Origin of the sequence: Thermopolyspora flexuosa (assembly GCF_006716785.1) — a bacterium.
GTDB classification, from domain to species: Bacteria; Actinomycetota; Actinomycetes; order Streptosporangiales; family Streptosporangiaceae; genus Thermopolyspora; species Thermopolyspora flexuosa.
On sequence record NZ_VFPQ01000001.1, the window covers coordinates 4,092,150 to 4,108,401 of the forward strand.

Here is a 16,252-nt window from a genome sequence, read left to right on the forward strand (position 1 = left end):
CGGTCACAGCCAGCCCATCTCCTGGGCGGTGCGGATCGCGGCGATGCGGTTCGCCGCGCCGAGCTTGGTCATCGCGCTCGACAGGTAGTTGCGCACGGTGCCCTCGGTGAGGTGGAGCTCCGCGGCGATCTCGCTCACCGAGGCGCCGCGCGCGGCGAGGCCGAGCGCGGCCCGCTCGCGCTCGGTGAGCGGGTTCTCGCCCGCCATCATCGCGGTGGCGGCGAGGTCCGGGTCGAGGTGCCGCCCGCCCGCATGCACCTTGCGGATCGCCGCGGCGAGCTCGTCGGCGGAGGCGTCCTTGGGCAGGAAGCCCCGCACCCCGGCGGCGAGGGCCCGCCGCAGGTAGCCCGGCCGGCCGAAGCTCGTCAGGATGAGCACGGCCCGGCCGGGCAGCGACTCGGCCACGGCGAGCCCGTCCATACCGGGCATCTCGATGTCGAGCACGACCACGTCCGGGTCGCAGGCGGCGACCGCGGCGGCCACCTCGTCGCCCCGGCCCACCTGGGCCACCACCTCGATGTCCGGCTCCAGGCCGAGCAGGGTGGCGATCGCGGTGCGCACCAGGTGCTCGTCGTCGGCGAGCAGCACGCGGATCACGTCGCCCCCCGCAGCGGGATCTCCGCGGACAGCTCCCACCGGCCGCGGCCGGCCGGTCCGGCCCGCAGCACCCCGCCCGCGGACGCGACCCGCTCGGCGAGGCCCGCCAGGCCGATCCCCCGCTCCTCGTCGCCGCCGGGCGCGGCGTCCGCCGGGGCGTCCGGCGCCCCGGGCCCGGCTCCGTCGTTGCGCATCTGCAGCACCACTCTTCCGTCTCGCACGCGCAGGCCGATCTCGCAGGCGCCCGCCCTGCTGTGCCGCAGCACGTTCGTGGCGCCCTCCCGCACCACCCAGGCGAGCAGCGTGGACACGTCCTGCGGCAGGCCGGCCGTGCCGGTCTCCGGCTCCACCGTCAGCGTGCACCGGACTCCCCCGGCCTCGAGCACGGCCCGCACGCTGCGCAGCTCGGCGTCGAGGTCGACGGTACGGTAGCCGCGCACCGCGGCGCGGATCTCGCGCAGCGCCTCCCGGGCGAGCCGCCGTACCTCGGCCATCTCCTCGGCGGCCCGGGCCATGTCCTTCCGGGCGAGCTTCTCGGCGACCTCGCTCTTCACCGCGATCGCGGTGAGGCTGTGCCCGACCAGGTCGTGCAGGTCGCGGGCGAAACGCAGCCGCTCCTCGGTCACCGCGAGCCGCGCCTGGGCCTCGCGGCCCTGCTCGGCGTCCCGGACCAGCTCCCACAGCCACAGCTGGAACCGGTTCGACCAGGGCAGCAGGATGCACAGCAGCGCGTTGAACAGCAGGGTCGCCGGGTCCGGCGGCGCCTTCAGCGCGACGATCGGGGTGACCAGGGTGGTGGCGACGCAGATGACGGCCGCCGTGCGGCTGCTCACCCCGAGCACGGCGAGGGAGGCCCAGGCCGCGCCGAGCGTGACCCACGAGAGGTACTCGGAGTGCGGCCCGGTGAGCAGCGCGAGCGTGACCGCTCCGGCGGCCGCGACCGTCCTGGTGGCGAAGCGTCCCGCCAGCACCGAGCGGACCGCGCGCAGGTACAGGACGGTGAAGACGGTGAGCCCGGCCGCCTGGGCGGTCACGCGGAGGACCGACACCCCGCTGGTCATCACGGCCTGGATCGCGGCCACGGCCGGCCCCACCCAGGCCAGCACCACGCCGGCGGCGAGCATCCAGTAGGTGAGCCGCCGCCCCCGGCCGAGCCGCGACCGGTCGCCCCTGCCGAGCGGCCACCGCGCGGGCGCCCACCGGCGGGACTCCCCGCCGGGCCGCCGGTCGTCCGCCGGTCCGCGCGTCCCGGCCGGCCGCTCGGCCGGTTGCGGTGCCGATTTTGGTGCCTGTCCCCGGGTCACGCCGTCCACGCCGTCGTGTCGAGCCCTTCCATGGCGCCCACCACGCTAACCGCGCCGGGTGTCCCACCGGAACAGCCACCGGGCGAGCAGCGCCGCGACGACGAGCCAGCCGGCGAGGATCGCCAGGGACGGCAGCGCCGCGTCCCACTGCTCGGCGAAACTCAGCGGCTCGCCGAGGTCGCCGATGTGGTCGGCGCCGAGGAACGCGGTCCGGGTGATCTCCACGACCGGCGTGATCGGGACCAGTTCGGCGAGGATGCGCAGCGCCCCCGGCATCTGGGCCACCGGGACGAACAGCGGCGCGCCGGCGATCATCACCAGCAGCACGGGGAGCACCGTGACCTGGGCGAGCTCGGCGGTCCGGGTGATGCCGGAGAACGCGGCCGCGAGCAGCGTGATCACCGCCGCGCCGAGCACCGACGCGAGCAGCAGCAGCGGCAGGTTCGCGGGCGGGGAGCCGCCCTCGACCCGGACGATCCAGACCGTCAGCAGCGCCACCTGGGCGAGGTAGACGAGGAACGCGCTCAGCGCCGCGCCGCCGAAGATCGCCGCAGGTGAGGTCAGCCCGCCGTACAGCCGCTTGAGCACGAGCTCCTCGCGCCGCGCGGTGAAGTTGTTCACCAGGTTGACGAAGATCGCGAAGCTCATCATGAGCCCCGGGAGCCCGGTGAGCACGAAGATCTCGGCCGGTACGCCCGCGACGGGCTCGCCCTCGGGCATGAGCCGGGAGGACATCCAGCCCATCAGCACGGGCAGCAGCACCACGTTCACCATCGCCGTCTGGTTGCGGCCGAGCAGCCTCAGGTCGAGCCGCGCCAGCCGTACGGCGTGCCGGACGTCGGCCAGCACGGTGCCCAACGCCGTACCCGTCACCGGACACCTCCCACGGCCGCGCCCACCGGCTCCCCGGCGGCCTCGCCCACGACGCGCAGGAACACGTCCTCCAGCGTCCCCCGGCGCACCTCCAGGCGTTCCAGGGTGAGGCCGCGCTCGGCGGCCCAGTCGAGCAGCGGGCGCAGGGCCGCGTGCGCCCGCACGGCGGCCGGGCCCTCGGCGAGGGTATAGCTCACCTCGCACCGGCCGTCCGCGTGGGTGACCGCGGGTGCGACGCCCGCGAGCACCGGCAGGTCCTCCCAGTGGACCTCGGGCAGCCGGAAGGTGATGCGGTCGCCCGCCTCGGCCACGACCTCGTCGACCGTGCCGCGCACGTGGATCCGGCCCTCGTGCATGATCGCCAGGTGGTCGGCGAGGCGCTCGGCCTCCTCCAGGTAGTGGGTGGTGAGCAGCACGGTGACACCCTCGCCGCGCAACCGGCCGATCACCTCCCAGGTGTCGCGGCGCGCCTCGGGGTCCATTCCGGTGGTGGGCTCGTCGAGGAAGAGCACCTCCGGGCGGGCGATCACGGCGAGCGCGAGGTCGAGCCGGCGCTTCTGCCCGCCGGAGAGCTGCCGTATCCGGGTGCGCGCCTTGTGGGCGAGCCCGACCAGCTCCAGCACGTCGCCGATGACGGGCCGGTGCACGTCGGCCGCGAAACCGGCCCAGGCCGCCACCGTCTCGGCCACGGTGAGGTCCTCCAGGAACCCACCGTGCTGGAGCATGATCCCCACGCGGGGGCGGAGGGCGCGCCGGTCCCGGCGGGGGTCGAGGCCGAGCACGCGGACGCGGCCCTCGGTCGCCGGGCGGTAGCCCTCGAGCACCTCGATCGTCGTGGTCTTGCCGGCCCCGTTCGTGCCGAGCAGGGCGAACAGCTCCCCGGTGGCCACGGAGAACGAGACGCCGCGTACCGCCTCGAAGTCGCCGTAGCGCTGCCGGAGCCCGCTCACCTCGATCGCGGGGGTTTCCTGGTGCGTGCGCATGCCCCGATGATCGCGATCGCGGTGCCGTGCCCGACAGTCGCCGATATCACCACTTGAAGGTGGGTTCCGCACCGCTCCCGGCATGACAGGTGTCATGCCGGCGCACCCGCCTGGAAACCCGCCTAGAACGAGGGCGGGGTGTGGCGGGCGGCGAACTGGGTGAGCCGGTGGGTCCAGGTGCGGATCGCCACCCAGTCGCGCAGGTCGCGGCGGTTGCGGCGGCCCGGCGGGTCGACGCCGCCGAAGACCGCGATCGTGGTGGGGGTGATCCAGGGGAACCGGGAGAGGGAACGGTCCAGCTGCTCCCGGGCGCGGAGCCAGGTGGGACCGTGGTCGGTGCGGGGGCCGACGCCGAACACCGCGATCGGCGGCAGGCCGGTGCGGTGCCGCTTGAGGAACCGGCGGGCGTCCCGGTGCCAGCGGCCGTTGTACAGGGGTGCGCCGAGGACCACCAGGTCGTAGCGGCGGAGGGGTTCGCGTACGTCGCGCGCCGGGCGGCACTCCACCGTGATGCCCTCGAGGCACAAGGTCTCCGCGATGTCCTCGGCGACCTGCTTGGTCGAACCGTTTCGGGTCGCGAACGCCACCAAGGCGGTGGTCATCGCCATCACTCTCGTCCTTTCGGGATTGCGTTGGTGTCCGCGGTGCCCGCGGGCCGGGTCGCCGGAGGGGATCGCACGGAGGGACCCACGAGATCCACGATCGCCCCGAGGCCGCACCACACGCCGCCGACGACCGGGATCGAGCACGTCCGGATCGATCCGGGGACGGTCCTGGAACGGTTCGGAACTCGGCAACGGGGGCCACGCCGGGTGAAGGCACGGCAAAGCAGCGTCAACCACGGACGGCGACGGCACACCCAATGCCATTTGTGAGCATATCGCGTGCTGCTCGTTGCCAAGCCGTGTCCTGCGAATCGTAAATGTGGATCTTTGACGCCGTGATCAGCGGCGACGGCGGGCATCGCGGTCGCCGGTACGGCCTGGCGCGCGGGGCGGCGAGGCGGGAAAATTTACGCCGGGACGCCCGCGGTACGGCCTGGTGGGCGGGCCTGAGCGGCCGCGCCGTATCAACGAAGGTCAAACTGCCACAAATCTTGTTAATTGATCATTCACCCTCGCTAGAGTCGTCCCCATGGCTGATCCACAGATCGATCCCGCAGGGAACACGCAGCAGTTCAAGGCCTTCGCGCAGCGCCAGCAGGAGGAGGAGGCGGCCGCGCAGCGGAGCCCCGCCCTCCTCATCTCCGGGATCATCGTCGGCGCGATCGCGGTCGCGGCCATCATCTATCTCCTCGTCATCCGCTGAACGGGGGCGGCGGGCCGGAGGCTCGCCGTACGCACGCGCGATCCGAGGGCCCGCGCCCTCGGGGTTTTCGCGTGCCCGCGACGGGCGTCGCCGCCCCCGCCGGCACGCGGGTGGTCCACGGCCGTGCCGATCGGTCCACCCGGCCGTCCGGCCACGGGCGCGACGAGCGACGCGGAACCGGACGGGGGATGCTCCGCCGCCCCATCCGGGGCGGCCGTGCCGCCGCTCACCGGCGCGTGCGTGAGGGGGCGTGCGCCGGTGCGGGCGCGGGGCACGAGGTCCTGCACGGACCGGGCGGGCGAGCGGATAGCGTGGGGACATGCTCCGGACGCTGTTCCTGCCCCGGCTGCTCGTGCTCCACCTGCTGCTCATCGGGGTGCTCGTCTCGTTCACCCTGCTCGGGCGGTGGCAGCTCGGTGTCTTCGAGGAATCGGGACGGCCGGAGGCCGCCGCCGACCCGGCCCCGGTCGAGGTGACCACGCTCACCTCGGTGGGCACCGGCTTCCAGGTGGAGGCGATACGGCGGCAGGTGACCGCCGCGGGGACGTTCGAGGCCGACCGGCAGCTGCTCGTCGCGGACCGTACGGCGGACGCCGAGCGGCCCGGCGGGCGGGCCTCGCAGGGGCAGGGGTACTGGCTGCTCACCCCGCTCCGGCTCGCCGACGGCACCCTGATCCCGGTGGTGCGGGGCTGGGTGGCGTCGCCCGGCGACCCGGCGACGGCCGTGCCGGAGGGGCAGGTCACGGTCACCGGGCGGCTGATGCCCCCGGAGCCGAGCGACCGCATCCAGCGCACCGGCGCGCTGCCGCGCGGGCAGGTGGCGACGGTCACCACGTCCGAGCTGATCAACGTCTGGACCGGGGAGCGGGTGCGCAACGGCTACGTCATCGCGACCCGGCAGGTGGGCGGGGGCACGCCGGAGCCGCGGCTCGTCTCGGTCGCGCCGCCGACGGCCGAGCGCTCGTTCAACTGGCGCAACCTCGCCTACGCGCTGCAGTGGTGGATCTTCGCCGCGTTCGCCGTGTACATGTGGTGGCGCCTGGTCCGCGACGCCGTACAGGAGCGGCGGCGGCAGGGCGCGCAGGACGGCCCGCCGGACGACGAGCCCTCCGGGGAGGCGGACGCGGGCGGCCGTGCCGTCGCGCAGGCCGCCACCGCGGGTGACCGGCGGCCGGGGCCGGGCTGATCGCGCCCGGGGATGGCCCCGCCCGGCGGACCGACCGCCGCGCGGGGCGGATATGGTGTGACTCGTCCGCGAACAAGCCGTCCGGGTGCGGTCATGCACCGGACCCGTGATCAGCGAACAAGGTAGTGATCCGCCGTGGAATCCGCGCTCAAGTCGTTTCGCGTCATGGCCTACATCGTCGGCGTCATGCTGCTCGCCCTCGTCGCGGCGATGGTGCTCAAGTACGGCTTCGGCGAGGCCGCCGGCGTCGCGATCATCGGCCCGCTCCACGGCTTCCTGTACGCCATCTACCTGCTGGCCGCGCTGAACCTCGGGCTCAAGGCACGGTGGTCGTGGGTGTACCTGCTGGGTGTGCTCCTCGCGGGCACGATCCCGTTCCTGTCGTTCGTGGTCGAGCGCAAGGTCACCCAGCGGGTACACCGCGAGATCGCGGCCGCCTCGAGCTGATCAGCGGCCGATCTGCCGGCGCCGGATGCGCTTGAGCCGCGCCCGCTGCGACTCGTCGAGCATGAAGTAGACGGCGACCGGCCCGCCGAGCAGACCGAGCACGATCAGCCAGGCGAGCAGGTTCGGCAGCAGCCAGAGCGCGAGCAGGGACGCGATACCGGCGCCCAGGTAGTACTTCCCAATCGGCGACATATCCGGCCTTTCGTGTCGGGGGGTGACTCCCCGCCTGCCATTCTGGCCCGTCGCGGCGGGATCCGCGTCGCAGGCCCGGCACGCCCGGTCACCACCGGGCGGCCCGCGCGGCACGGTGTCCCGTCCGCGCCCGGTCCAACGCGGCACCGCCCGGGGAAGTTCCGGTGGAGCGCGCCATCCCGGCCATCCCCCTGGCCGCACCTTTGTGACCGGGGGCGTGACCAGGGGTACGGGTCAGGGCCGCTCGACCAGGGCGCTGCCGCCGCCCCGGCGGGCGGGCTCGGCGACCGCCCGGACCCGGCCGTGGCCGAGGAACTCCACCGCGGTCGCGGCGCCGATCTCCGGGGTGGTCGCGAACTCGTGGCCGAGCGCCGTGAGCGCGGGCCCGTGGGCGTCGATGAAGCCCTGCTCCGCCTGGGTCTGGGCGGTGTTGCGCTGGCTCGCCCGCGGCGCGGCGAGCGCGTCCGGCAGCGTCATGCCGAGGTCGAACCGGCCGACGAGGATCTGCAGCACGGTGGTGATGATCGTGGCGCCGCCGGGTGAGCCGACCGCGAGCACCGGGCGGCCGCCGGCGACGACGATGGTCGGCGCCATCGAGGAGCGCGGCCGCTTGCCGGGGCCGGGCAGGTTCGGGTCGCCCTCGGCCGGGCCGAAGGTGAAGTCGGTCAGCTCGTTGTTGAGCAGGAAGCCGCGGCCGGGCACGACGATGCCGCTGCCGCCGGTCTGCTCGATCGTGCTGGTGTAGGCGACGACGTTGCCCCACCGGTCGGCGACGACGAGGTTCGTGGTCTCCGGACCCTCGGCCTGCTCGGGCACGCCCTTCGGGGCGGGGCTCGGCGCGCCGGGGCACGGGTCGTAGTCGCCGTCCGGCACCCCGGCCGGGGCCGGGTGGGCCATGGCCCGCTCCCCGACCAGGCAGGCGCGCTCCTTGGCGAACTCGTCCGACAGCAGCTCGCGCAGCGGCACCCGCACGTGGCCGGGGTCCCCGACGTAGGCGTTGCGGTCGGCGAACGCCAGCCGGGACGCCTCCAGGTACTCGTGCAGCCCGACCGTGCCGAGCGCCTCGAGGATGTTGAGCGCCTCGCCGACCGTGGAGCCGCCCGAGGACGGCGGGGCCATGCCGTACACGTCCATGCCCCGGTACGACACCCGGGTGGGCGGGCGCTCGACGGCCCGGTAGGCGCGCAGGTCCGACCGCTCCAGGAGGCCGGGCCGTACCCGCCGGGTGGTGCCGGGGGCGACCGGGGGCCGCTTCACGGTGGCGACGATCTCCTCGCCGAGCCGCCCCTCGTACAGCCAGCGGGGGCCGTGCTTGCCCAGCTCCCGGTAGGTGCGGGCGAGGTCGGGGTTGCGGAACACGCTGCCCACCCTGGGCGGCCTCCCGCCGGGGAGGAACAGCCTCGCGGTCGAGGTGAACGCGGCGAACCGCTCGGCGTTCTGCGCGGTCTGGTCGTGGAAGGTCCGGTCGACGACGAAGCCCTTGGTGGCGACCTCGATCGCGGGCTCGAGCGCCCGGCGCAGCGAGATCGTGCCGAAGCGGCGCAGCGCGAGGTCCCAGGTCGCCACGGTGCCGGGCACGCCGACCGACAGGCCGCTGGTGACCGCCTCGTCGAACGGGATGGGCGCGCCGTTCTCCTGGAACGAGGTCGCGGTCATGCGGCGGGGCGCGGTCTCCCGGCCGTCGATGGTGTGCACCTTTCCGCGGCGGGCGTCGTAGTAGAGGAGGAAGCCGCCGCCGGCGAGCCCGGTCGAGTAGGGCTCGGTGACGCCGAGCACGGCCGCCGCGGTGACCGCCGCGTCCACCGCGTTCCCGCCCTTGCGGAGCACCTCGAGCGCCGCCCTGCTCGCGTCGTGGTCCACGGTGGCCACGGCTCCGCCGTACCCCTCGGCGACGGGTTGTTTGCCCGGCCCGCCCTTGGGCGGCGCCACGGCCGTGGCGGGCGGGGCGACGAGGGACACGACGAGGGTCGGGGCGGCGAGGAGGCCGACCGCCAGCGACGCGGAGCGTTTCACCCGGCACCTCCAATCCACGGGTCAGATCAGCATGACGCATGAAGTCAGGGATTTGGGATGCGTTGTCCGCATCCGGCCGGTGCCGGGGCTACTCCTTTACCGGTCGGGCGGGGGTAACCGAACTGTCACTGGTAGCGTCCGTTCGGTCACGTTACGGTGCCAAAGTCGGCATTCAGTCGCCCTGACGGAACGAAAGGTGCCATGTCCCCGCCGATCCGGTCCGGCCTCGTCCCATGGTGAGCGTGGACGCGCTGCCCCTCGCCCTCGGCGGCCTCGCCGCGGGCCTGCTCGCGGGCTCCGCCACGTGTACGGCGGTGCAGGGCGGGCTGCTCGTCGGGCTGGCCCGGCCGTCCGGCGCCGGGCGGGCCACGGGGTGCGGCGCGACGCCCGGGCACGGCACGGGATGCGGCCACGGGTGCGCTCCGGCGGTCTCGGACGGCCGGGTGGTGGCGGCGTTCGCCGCCGGGCGGTTCGCCTCGCACGTGCTCGCGGGCGCGCTGCTCGGCCTGCTCGGCGGCGCGGTACGGCTCGGCCCCACGCCGCGGGCCGTGCTGCTGGTCGCCGCCGGGGTCCTCGTCGTGGCCTTCGCCGCCCGCCTGCTGCGGCGGTCCCGCACGCGCGGCTCCCCCGCCCCTGACGCGGCGGGGTGCCGGGGCGTGCCCGCGGGCCGGGCTACGGGCCGGGCGCGGGCGCTCGCGCTGGGGGCGGCGACCGTGCTCGTGCCGTGCGGGACGACGCTCGGGGTCGAGGCGGTGGCGGTCTCCACCGGCTCGGCGGCGGGCGGGGCGCTGGTGATGGCCGCGTTCGCGGCCGGCAGCACGCCCGCGTTCGCCGTGCTCGGCCTGCTGCTGCGGCGGGCCGCCGCGACGAGGTTCGCCGCGATCGCGGGGGCGGTGGCGATCCTCGCCGGTCTGTGGACGATCGCCTCCGGGCTGCGCCTCGGCGGCTGGCTGCCCGAGCTCGGCACGCCCCCGGCCTCCGCGGCCACCGCGATGGTCCGGCCGGACGGGGTGCAGACGGTCACCGTCTGGGCCACGGCGGAGGGCTACCGGCCCGCCGTCGTGGTGCTCCGCGCGAACGTGCCCACCGAGGTCGTCTTCCGGGTCACCGACGACGCGGGGTGCGCCCGCACGCTCAGCCTCGAGGGCCGCGACCTCGCGCTCCCCGCGACGGTACGGCTGCCGCCGCGCCCGCCGGGGCCGCTGCGCTACGCGTGCGGCATGGGCATGTACCCCGGCGTGCTCCACTTCCGCTGACCCGCCGCCGGCCGGCCGCCGACCGGAATGTGCGATTACTCTGCGCGACCGAACCGTTACATGTCAATCTGAGGGCATGAGGTTGTGGGTGACTCCAGCGGCCCCGGACGGGAACGGCTCCGCGCCCGCCATCGCCGAGGCGGCACCGGCGGACGACGGCGAGGTCCGTGCCCCGGCGCCGCGCGCCACGGCCGCGGTGGCGGAGACGCGCTCCCCCGGACCGGCCGCCCCGGCGCCGCCCCCGCGGCGCCCGCCGTACGGCCCCGTGGACGGCACCTTGGCCGCGCCGGTCGGCACGGCCGAGGCCCGCCCGGCCGTACCGATCCCCCGCACCCCTCAACCGGAGGCGCCGCGCCCGGATCCGCCGCCCGGCGCGATGCCACGTCTGGATGCGCCGCCTGACGCGGCGCTCCGTCCAACTGCACCGCCTGACGCGGCGCAGTGGCCGGACCGGCGCGGGCGGCGGGACCACGCGGCGGAGGAGGAGTCGTTCGCCGACCTGCTGAAGGCGGCCCAGGCCGGTGACCCGCTCGCGGCGCACCGGATCGGCCGGGTGTACGCGCGCCGCGGCGATCCGATGTCCGCGCGGCTGTGGTGGGAGCGGGCGGCGCGGGCCGGGAACATCGACAGCGCGTTCAACCTCGGCGTCTGGCACGAGAAGCACGGCAGCCTCGAGGAGAGCTGCGGCTGGTACGAGGTCGCGGCCGCCGCCGGGGACCGGGAGGCCGCGGTCCACCTCGCCACGCTGCTGCTGGAGCACACCGGCGACGTGGCCGGCGCCCGCCGCTGGCTGGAGCGGGCGGCGCGGGCGGGCTCCCGGCACGCCGCGCGGCGGCTCGGGCTGCTGTGCGAGGAGGCCGGGGAGCTGCACGACGCCTACGAGTGGCACCGGGCCGCCGCCCTCGACGGCGACCTGAAGTCAGCGCACGACCTGGGGTTCCTCGCCTACACGGCGGGCGCGGAGGACCAGTCCCGGCAGTGGTGGGAGCACGCCGCGCGCGGCGGGCACATCGACGCCTGCTACCACCTCGGCCTGCTGCTGCAGGCGACCGGGGACCGGGAGCGGGCCGAGGCGACCTACCGGCTCGCGGTCGCGGGCGGCCACCTGCGCGCCGCCTCCCACCTGGGCGGGCTCGCGCTCGCCCGGGGGGACCTGCGCGAGGCCCGGGAGTGGCTGGAGCGGGCGGCCCGCGCGGGCCGGGTCGCCGACCAGCGGCTCGCCGCGTTCGTCTGCGTGGAGCTGGGGGACGCGGCGGCCGCGGCGCACTGGTTCGGCCGCGCCGCGGCGCGCGGCGACCCCGAGGCCGCCTACCACCTCGGGCTGCTGCTCATCGCGGAGCACGACGACGTGCACGGCGGCGGGCACTGGTTCCGGCGGGCGGCGGCACAGGGCCACCACCGGGCCGCGGTGGAGCTCGGCACGCTGCTCACCGCGCTGGGCCGTACCGCCGAGGCCGAGCGGTGGCTCGCGCACACGCCCGCACCGGTCTGCGCCCCCACGGTCGACCCGGAGCCCGCGGCACGCGCCGAGCTCGCCGCCGCGGCGGCCGGGAGGCGCGGCGAGCCGATCGACCCGGACGACCTCGTGGAGATCCTCGGCACCTGGGAGCACGTGGCGCGGCGGTTGCGCGAGCCGGACGCGGCGCGGTGGCTCGCCGACCGGGACGACCGGCACGCCGCCGCGATCGAGTGCCTCGACGCGCTGCGCACCACGCTGCTGTGCCCGGGCAGCGCGCCGTGGCCGACGGCCGCCGAGGTCCGCCGGGCGCTCCGCGTCGCCCGCGAGCTGCGCGCCCGGCTCAACCCGAACTGACCCGTCCGGCCCGGCCGGGCCACGAATACGACCCGGCCGGGCCGGACCTTGCCGGCCTGCCCCGGGCCGGCCGGGGCGCCGCCTGACCGTGTCCCAGGCAGAGCGAATGGCCTGACCCGGTGTCAGGCGGCGAGCACCGTCTCGACGGGGGTGCAGGGCAGGCCGTGGGCCTCGGCGACCGGCGGGCTGGTGAGCACGCCGTCATGGGTGTTCAGGCCGAGGGCGAGGGCCGGGTCGGCGCGCAGCGCCTCGCGCCAGCCGAGGTTCGCGAGCCGCACCGCGTACGGCAGGGTCACGTTGGTGAGCGCGTACGTCGAGGTGTGGGCGACCGCCCCGGGCATGTTCGCCACGCAGTAGAACAGCGAGCCGTGCACCGGGAAGACCGGGTCGTCGTGGGTGGTCGGCCGGGAGTCGGCGAAGCAGCCGCCCTGGTCGATGGCGATGTCGACGAGCACCGAGCCCGGCTTCATCGCGGCCACGAGCTCGTTGGGGACGAGCTTGGGCGCCTTGGCCCCGGGGATGAGCACCGCGCCGACCACCAGGTCGGCGGTGGGCAGCTCGCGCTCGATCGTGTACCCGGTGGAGACCAGCGTGCGCAGCCGCCCCCGGTAGATCTCGTCGATGTGGCGCAGCCGGTCGAGGTTGACGTCGAGGATGGTCACGTCCGCGCCCATGCCGACGGCGATCTGGGCCGCGTTCAGCCCGGCCACGCCCCCGCCGATCACCACGACCTTCGCCGGGGCGACCCCGGGCACGCCGCCGGGCAGCACGCCGCGCCCGCCGTTGACCCGCATGAGGTAGAAGGCGCCGACCTGGGTGGCGAGCCGTCCGGCCACCTCGGACATGGGGGCGAGCAGCGGCAGCGTCCTGCCCTTCTGCACCGTCTCGTACGCGATCGCGGTGACCTTCCGCTCGAGCAGCGCGTCGGTGCACGCGCGGGACGCGGCGAGGTGCAGGTAGGTGAACAGCACCTGCCCCTCGCGCATGCGCCCGTACTCCTCGGCGACCGGCTCCTTGACCTTGAGGATCATCTCCGCCTCGGCCCACACGTCGTCCGCGCGGTCCCGCAGCTTCGCACCTGCGGCGGCGAAGTCCTCGTCGGTGATGTGCGAGCCGAGTCCCGCGCCGCGCTCGATGCTGACCTCGTGTCCGTTCCGGACGAGCTCGTGCACTCCGGCGGGGGTGATGGCGACGCGGTACTCGTGGGGCTTCACCTCGGCGGGCACACCGATCTTCATTGGCCGGGTCCTTTCGTGTCCGGCCGGGCGGCGCGCCGTTGCGCCGGCCGCGGCCACATGCCGATGACGATGCCGTGGACAGGTGCCGTGCGTAAACGTTTCCGGATACTCGACCGTAGGTCGACGTCGAACGTTGACGATGAGGTGACAATTCGGTTATCTCGCACCGGGGGTGGACGTACCGGTCATTTGTGCTAGCGGTCCACGACCGGGCCGCCGCCGCCCGCGCCAACGGCGATCATCGCAGGTCAGGCGGGTTCCCCGGGTGCGCGGCCGAACGGCCCGGACGCGGCGGAACGGTTGACCGCGGAATCCGACAGGCCACGCGCCGCGTACCGCCGGCGCCGCGGCCGGACACCGTCGGTTGATCGTTTATCGGCAAGAAATCCGTCAGGCGCGACCGGGCACGGCCCGGCCACACCGGCGTCGCCCACCCGCGTGTGATCCAATAAAAGAACACGAGAAACGAGATAACGGAGTGACCGTTGACTCCCGAGGAGATCGAGAACGCCGTCGCGGCGGGCATGCCGCGTGCGGTCGAGGACCTCAAGCGCCTGGTCGCCATCCCGTCGGTGGCCTTCCCGGGCCACCCGGCGGAGCCGGTGCTCGCCGCCGCCGAGGCCGTCGAGGAGCTGCTGCGTTCCGCCGGCCTGCCCCACGTACGGCGCATCCCGGTCGAGGGCAGCTTCCCGGCCGTGTACGGCGAGGCCCCGGCGCCCCCGGGCGCGCCCACCGTGCTGCTGTACGCCCACTACGACGTGCAGCCGGCCGGGGACCCGCGGCTGTGGCGCACCCCGCCGTTCGAGCCCACGCTGATCGACGGCCGCCTGTACGGCCGGGGCGCGGCCGACGACAAGTCCGGCGTCATCTCCCACGTCGCCGCCCTGCGCGCGTTCCAGGGCCGCTTCCCGGTCGGCATCAAGGTGCTGATCGAGGGCCAGGAGGAGTACGCCGGGGAGCGCCTTGAGGCGTTCATCGAGGCGAACCCCGAGCTCGCCCGCGCCGACGCGATCATCGTGGCGGACACCGGCAACCCGAAGGTCGGCGACCCGGCGGTCACCACCTCGCTGCGCGGCCTCGCCGCCTTCACCATCGAGGTCCGCACGCTCAAGGAGGCGATGCACAGCGGCCAGTTCGGCGGGCCCACGCCGGACGCGCTCGCCGCGCTGATCCGCATGCTCGCCTCGCTGCACGACGACAACGGCGACATCCGGGTGCCCGGCCTGCCCCGGGGCACGTTCCTCGGCACCGGCCCGTCGGAGGAGGAGTTCCGCAAGACCGCGGGCGTGCTCGACGGGGTGCGGCTCGTCGGCTCGGGCAGCCTCGCCGACCGCCTGTGGTCCTCCTACGCGATCACCGTCACCGGCATCGACGCGCCGAGCGTCGCCAACGCGGTCAACGCGGTGCAGCCGGTCGCCCGGGCCCGGGTCACCGTGCGGGTCCCGCCCGCGGGCGACCCCAAGACCGCGGTGGAGGACGTGATCGACCACCTGCGCCGGGTCACCCCGTGGGGGGCGAAGGTCGCGATCGACGACGTGGTGCTCGGCTCGGGCTTCCTCGCGATCCCGGGCGGCACCGCGCGCGGCGCGCTCAACCGGGCGATGGAGCGCGCGTACGGCAGGCCGCCGCGGGACATCGGCGCGGGCGGCTCGATCCCGCTCGTGGCGATGCTCGCCCGGCTCTTCCCGGTGGCCGAGATCCTGCTGTTCGGCGCGGAGGACGACGGCGCCTCCATCCACGCCCCGAACGAGCGGGTCGACCTGGAGGAGCTGCGCCGCACCATCCTCACCGAGGCCCTGTTCCTCGCCGAGTACGCCGGCGCCGCGGTCCCCGGCCGCTGACGCGGGCACGGCCACGGCGCCCGGCGGCCGAGGTCCGGCCGTGCCGTACCGGCGGGCGTGCCGTGTCTCCTCGTGTCACCCCCGTGACACGAGGAGACACGCCCGTACGGCCGGTCAGGACCGGGCGTGCGCCGCCGAGCGGCGGCCGCGCAGCACGACCACCACGCCGACGACGAGCAGCAGCAGGCCGGTGACGAGCAGCGCGACCGGGATGCGGGTCTTCAGCATCAGGATCTGGTTCTTGGCGTCGGTCGCGGTGCGCACCATCTCGTCCACGCTCTCCGGCGTGTACGTGGCGGTGGCGATGAGCGCGGGCTTGCGCTCCACGCCGTCGGTGGTCTTCAGCACCTCGTGGCGGCGCTGCTCCTGCTTGACCGGGGCGCCGCTCACCGGCTCCACCCAGTAGATGATGCGGGCGTCGTACCAGCGCTCGATGCGGACGTCGCCGGACTTGTCGATGCCCATGGCCTTCGCCGGCGCGTCGAACTCGTCGATCTTCGTGGCCGGGATGTTCTGCTCGTACCGGTAGACCGGGAGGCCGTCCACGACCTCCTCGCCGGCGAAGTGCGCGTCGAACGCCCTGCGGGTGTTGGTGTTGAACACCTTGTAGGTCTTCTTCTCCGCGTTGAACGGGAAAAGGAAGATCTGGCCGCTCGGCGCGACCGGCTCGTCGTCGACGTTCGCCCCGCAGCAGTTCACGCCCTCCCCCGTGTACTTGTTGAACGCGCTGCGGAACCGCGTCAGCACGATGCCCGACCGGTTGTTGGTGGTGTCGTTCACCGAGGTGAACTGGTCCCACACGACCCGGTCGCCCTTCGCCTCCCGGACGTCGCCCTTGGTGGTGACGGTGATGTTGAGCGTGCCCTTGAGCACCTTCAGGTCCGCCACGCTGAAATACTCCGCGTCGTTCGCCTGGAGCGTGGTGACGCGGTACTGATCAGCGGGAGCGGCGATCAGCTTGTCGGCGACCTGGAACCGCATCAGCGGCGCCAGTGTCGCGAGGAACGCCCCAAGTCCTACGAGCACGATCCCGACGACGCGGCCCATCGTTTCGCTCCTCCTGGGGGTGCGGGGGTGGGGGACAAGGGCTGGACAGCGTACCGTCCAGAACTTGAAACATTATTCCACTCAAGGGCTGTTGGTACGCTTTCCGACAAGTGTCACGAGGACAGGAGAACGTGGCCGAAACAGGTTCCAGGCG

15 protein-coding genes are annotated in these 16,252 nt (G+C 74.5%); 6 read left to right on the forward strand and 9 right to left on the reverse strand.

Features of this window, described 5'->3' with window-relative positions:
* Positions 1 to 3 precede the first annotated feature (3 nt).
* From FHX40_RS17395 to FHX40_RS17415, 5 genes are all read right to left on the reverse strand, one after another.
* Positions 4 to 597 (reverse strand): response regulator transcription factor, encoded by a 594-nt coding sequence (locus FHX40_RS17395; protein WP_142260604.1) that lies wholly within the window; start codon positions 595 to 597, stop codon positions 4 to 6.
* On the reverse strand, positions 594 to 1,901 hold the full coding sequence (locus FHX40_RS17400; protein ID WP_142260605.1) for a sensor histidine kinase: 1,308 nt from the start codon (positions 1,899 to 1,901) through the stop codon (positions 594 to 596). Before FHX40_RS17400 ends, FHX40_RS17395 begins: the two co-directional genes overlap by 4 nt.
* A gap of 45 nt (positions 1,902 to 1,946) precedes the next feature.
* Positions 1,947 to 2,774: an ABC transporter permease gene (locus FHX40_RS17405; RefSeq protein ID WP_142260606.1), complete on the reverse strand. Its 828-nt coding sequence runs from the start codon at positions 2,772 to 2,774 to the stop codon at positions 1,947 to 1,949.
* On the reverse strand, positions 2,771 to 3,757 hold the full coding sequence (locus FHX40_RS17410) for an ABC transporter ATP-binding protein (protein WP_142260607.1): 987 nt from the start codon (positions 3,755 to 3,757) through the stop codon (positions 2,771 to 2,773). The genes FHX40_RS17405 and FHX40_RS17410 overlap by 4 nt, the downstream gene beginning before the upstream one ends.
* 122 nt (positions 3,758 to 3,879) lie before the next feature.
* Complete coding sequence (locus FHX40_RS17415; protein ID WP_142260608.1) at positions 3,880 to 4,359, reverse strand: flavodoxin domain-containing protein; 480 nt, start codon at positions 4,357 to 4,359, stop codon at positions 3,880 to 3,882.
* Positions 4,360 to 4,891: 532 nt separating this feature from the next.
* Between FHX40_RS17415 and FHX40_RS25155 the strand changes: the two genes are divergently transcribed.
* From FHX40_RS25155 to FHX40_RS17425, 3 genes are all read left to right on the forward strand, one after another.
* Positions 4,892 to 5,065, forward strand: coding sequence for a hypothetical protein (locus tag FHX40_RS25155; protein WP_170198873.1), 174 nt, complete (start codon positions 4,892 to 4,894; stop codon positions 5,063 to 5,065).
* 319 nt (positions 5,066 to 5,384) lie between these two features.
* Positions 5,385 to 6,251 carry an SURF1 family protein gene (locus tag FHX40_RS17420; protein ID WP_142260609.1) on the forward strand — a complete coding sequence of 289 codons (867 nt, stop codon included), beginning with the start codon at positions 5,385 to 5,387 and terminating at the stop codon, positions 6,249 to 6,251.
* 135 nt (positions 6,252 to 6,386) lie between these two features.
* Entirely contained in the window at positions 6,387 to 6,698 is a 312-nt protein-coding gene (locus FHX40_RS17425) for a DUF3817 domain-containing protein (RefSeq protein ID WP_142260610.1), read from the forward strand.
* Here the strand turns inward: FHX40_RS17425 and FHX40_RS17430 are convergent, their stop codons facing one another.
* Together FHX40_RS17430 and ggt are read right to left on the reverse strand one after the other, a co-directional pair.
* Positions 6,699 to 6,890 (reverse strand): hypothetical protein, encoded by a 192-nt coding sequence (locus FHX40_RS17430; RefSeq protein ID WP_142260611.1) that lies wholly within the window; start codon positions 6,888 to 6,890, stop codon positions 6,699 to 6,701.
* 234 nt (positions 6,891 to 7,124) lie between these two features.
* Positions 7,125 to 8,903: a gamma-glutamyltransferase gene (gene ggt / locus FHX40_RS17435; protein WP_142260612.1), complete on the reverse strand. Its 1,779-nt coding sequence runs from the start codon at positions 8,901 to 8,903 to the stop codon at positions 7,125 to 7,127.
* A gap of 242 nt (positions 8,904 to 9,145) precedes the next feature.
* Between ggt and FHX40_RS17440 the strand changes: the two genes are divergently transcribed.
* Entirely contained in the window at positions 9,146 to 10,159 is a 1,014-nt protein-coding gene (locus tag FHX40_RS17440) for an urease accessory protein UreH domain-containing protein (RefSeq protein ID WP_170198874.1), read from the forward strand.
* 76 nt (positions 10,160 to 10,235) lie between these two features.
* Complete coding sequence (locus FHX40_RS17445) at positions 10,236 to 11,972, forward strand: tetratricopeptide repeat protein (protein ID WP_244941602.1); 1,737 nt, start codon at positions 10,236 to 10,238, stop codon at positions 11,970 to 11,972.
* Positions 11,973 to 12,094: 122 nt separating this feature from the next.
* Here FHX40_RS17445 and ald read toward each other — a convergent pair whose 3' ends face one another.
* Entirely contained in the window at positions 12,095 to 13,210 is a 1,116-nt protein-coding gene (ald, locus tag FHX40_RS17450) for an alanine dehydrogenase (RefSeq protein WP_142260614.1), read from the reverse strand.
* Between the two features lie 485 nt (positions 13,211 to 13,695).
* On the opposite strand from ald, the gene FHX40_RS17455 reads away from it, so the two are divergent.
* Positions 13,696 to 15,051, forward strand: coding sequence for a dipeptidase (locus FHX40_RS17455; RefSeq protein ID WP_142260615.1), 1,356 nt, complete (start codon positions 13,696 to 13,698; stop codon positions 15,049 to 15,051).
* A 114-nt stretch (positions 15,052 to 15,165) separates the two neighbouring features.
* On the opposite strand, the gene pgfA is transcribed toward FHX40_RS17455, so the two are convergent.
* A complete protein-coding gene (pgfA, locus tag FHX40_RS17460; RefSeq protein ID WP_142260616.1) occupies positions 15,166 to 16,098 on the reverse strand; it encodes a cell envelope lipid trafficking protein PgfA in 933 nt (310 codons plus the stop codon).
* Positions 16,099 to 16,252: the final 154 nt, after the last annotated feature.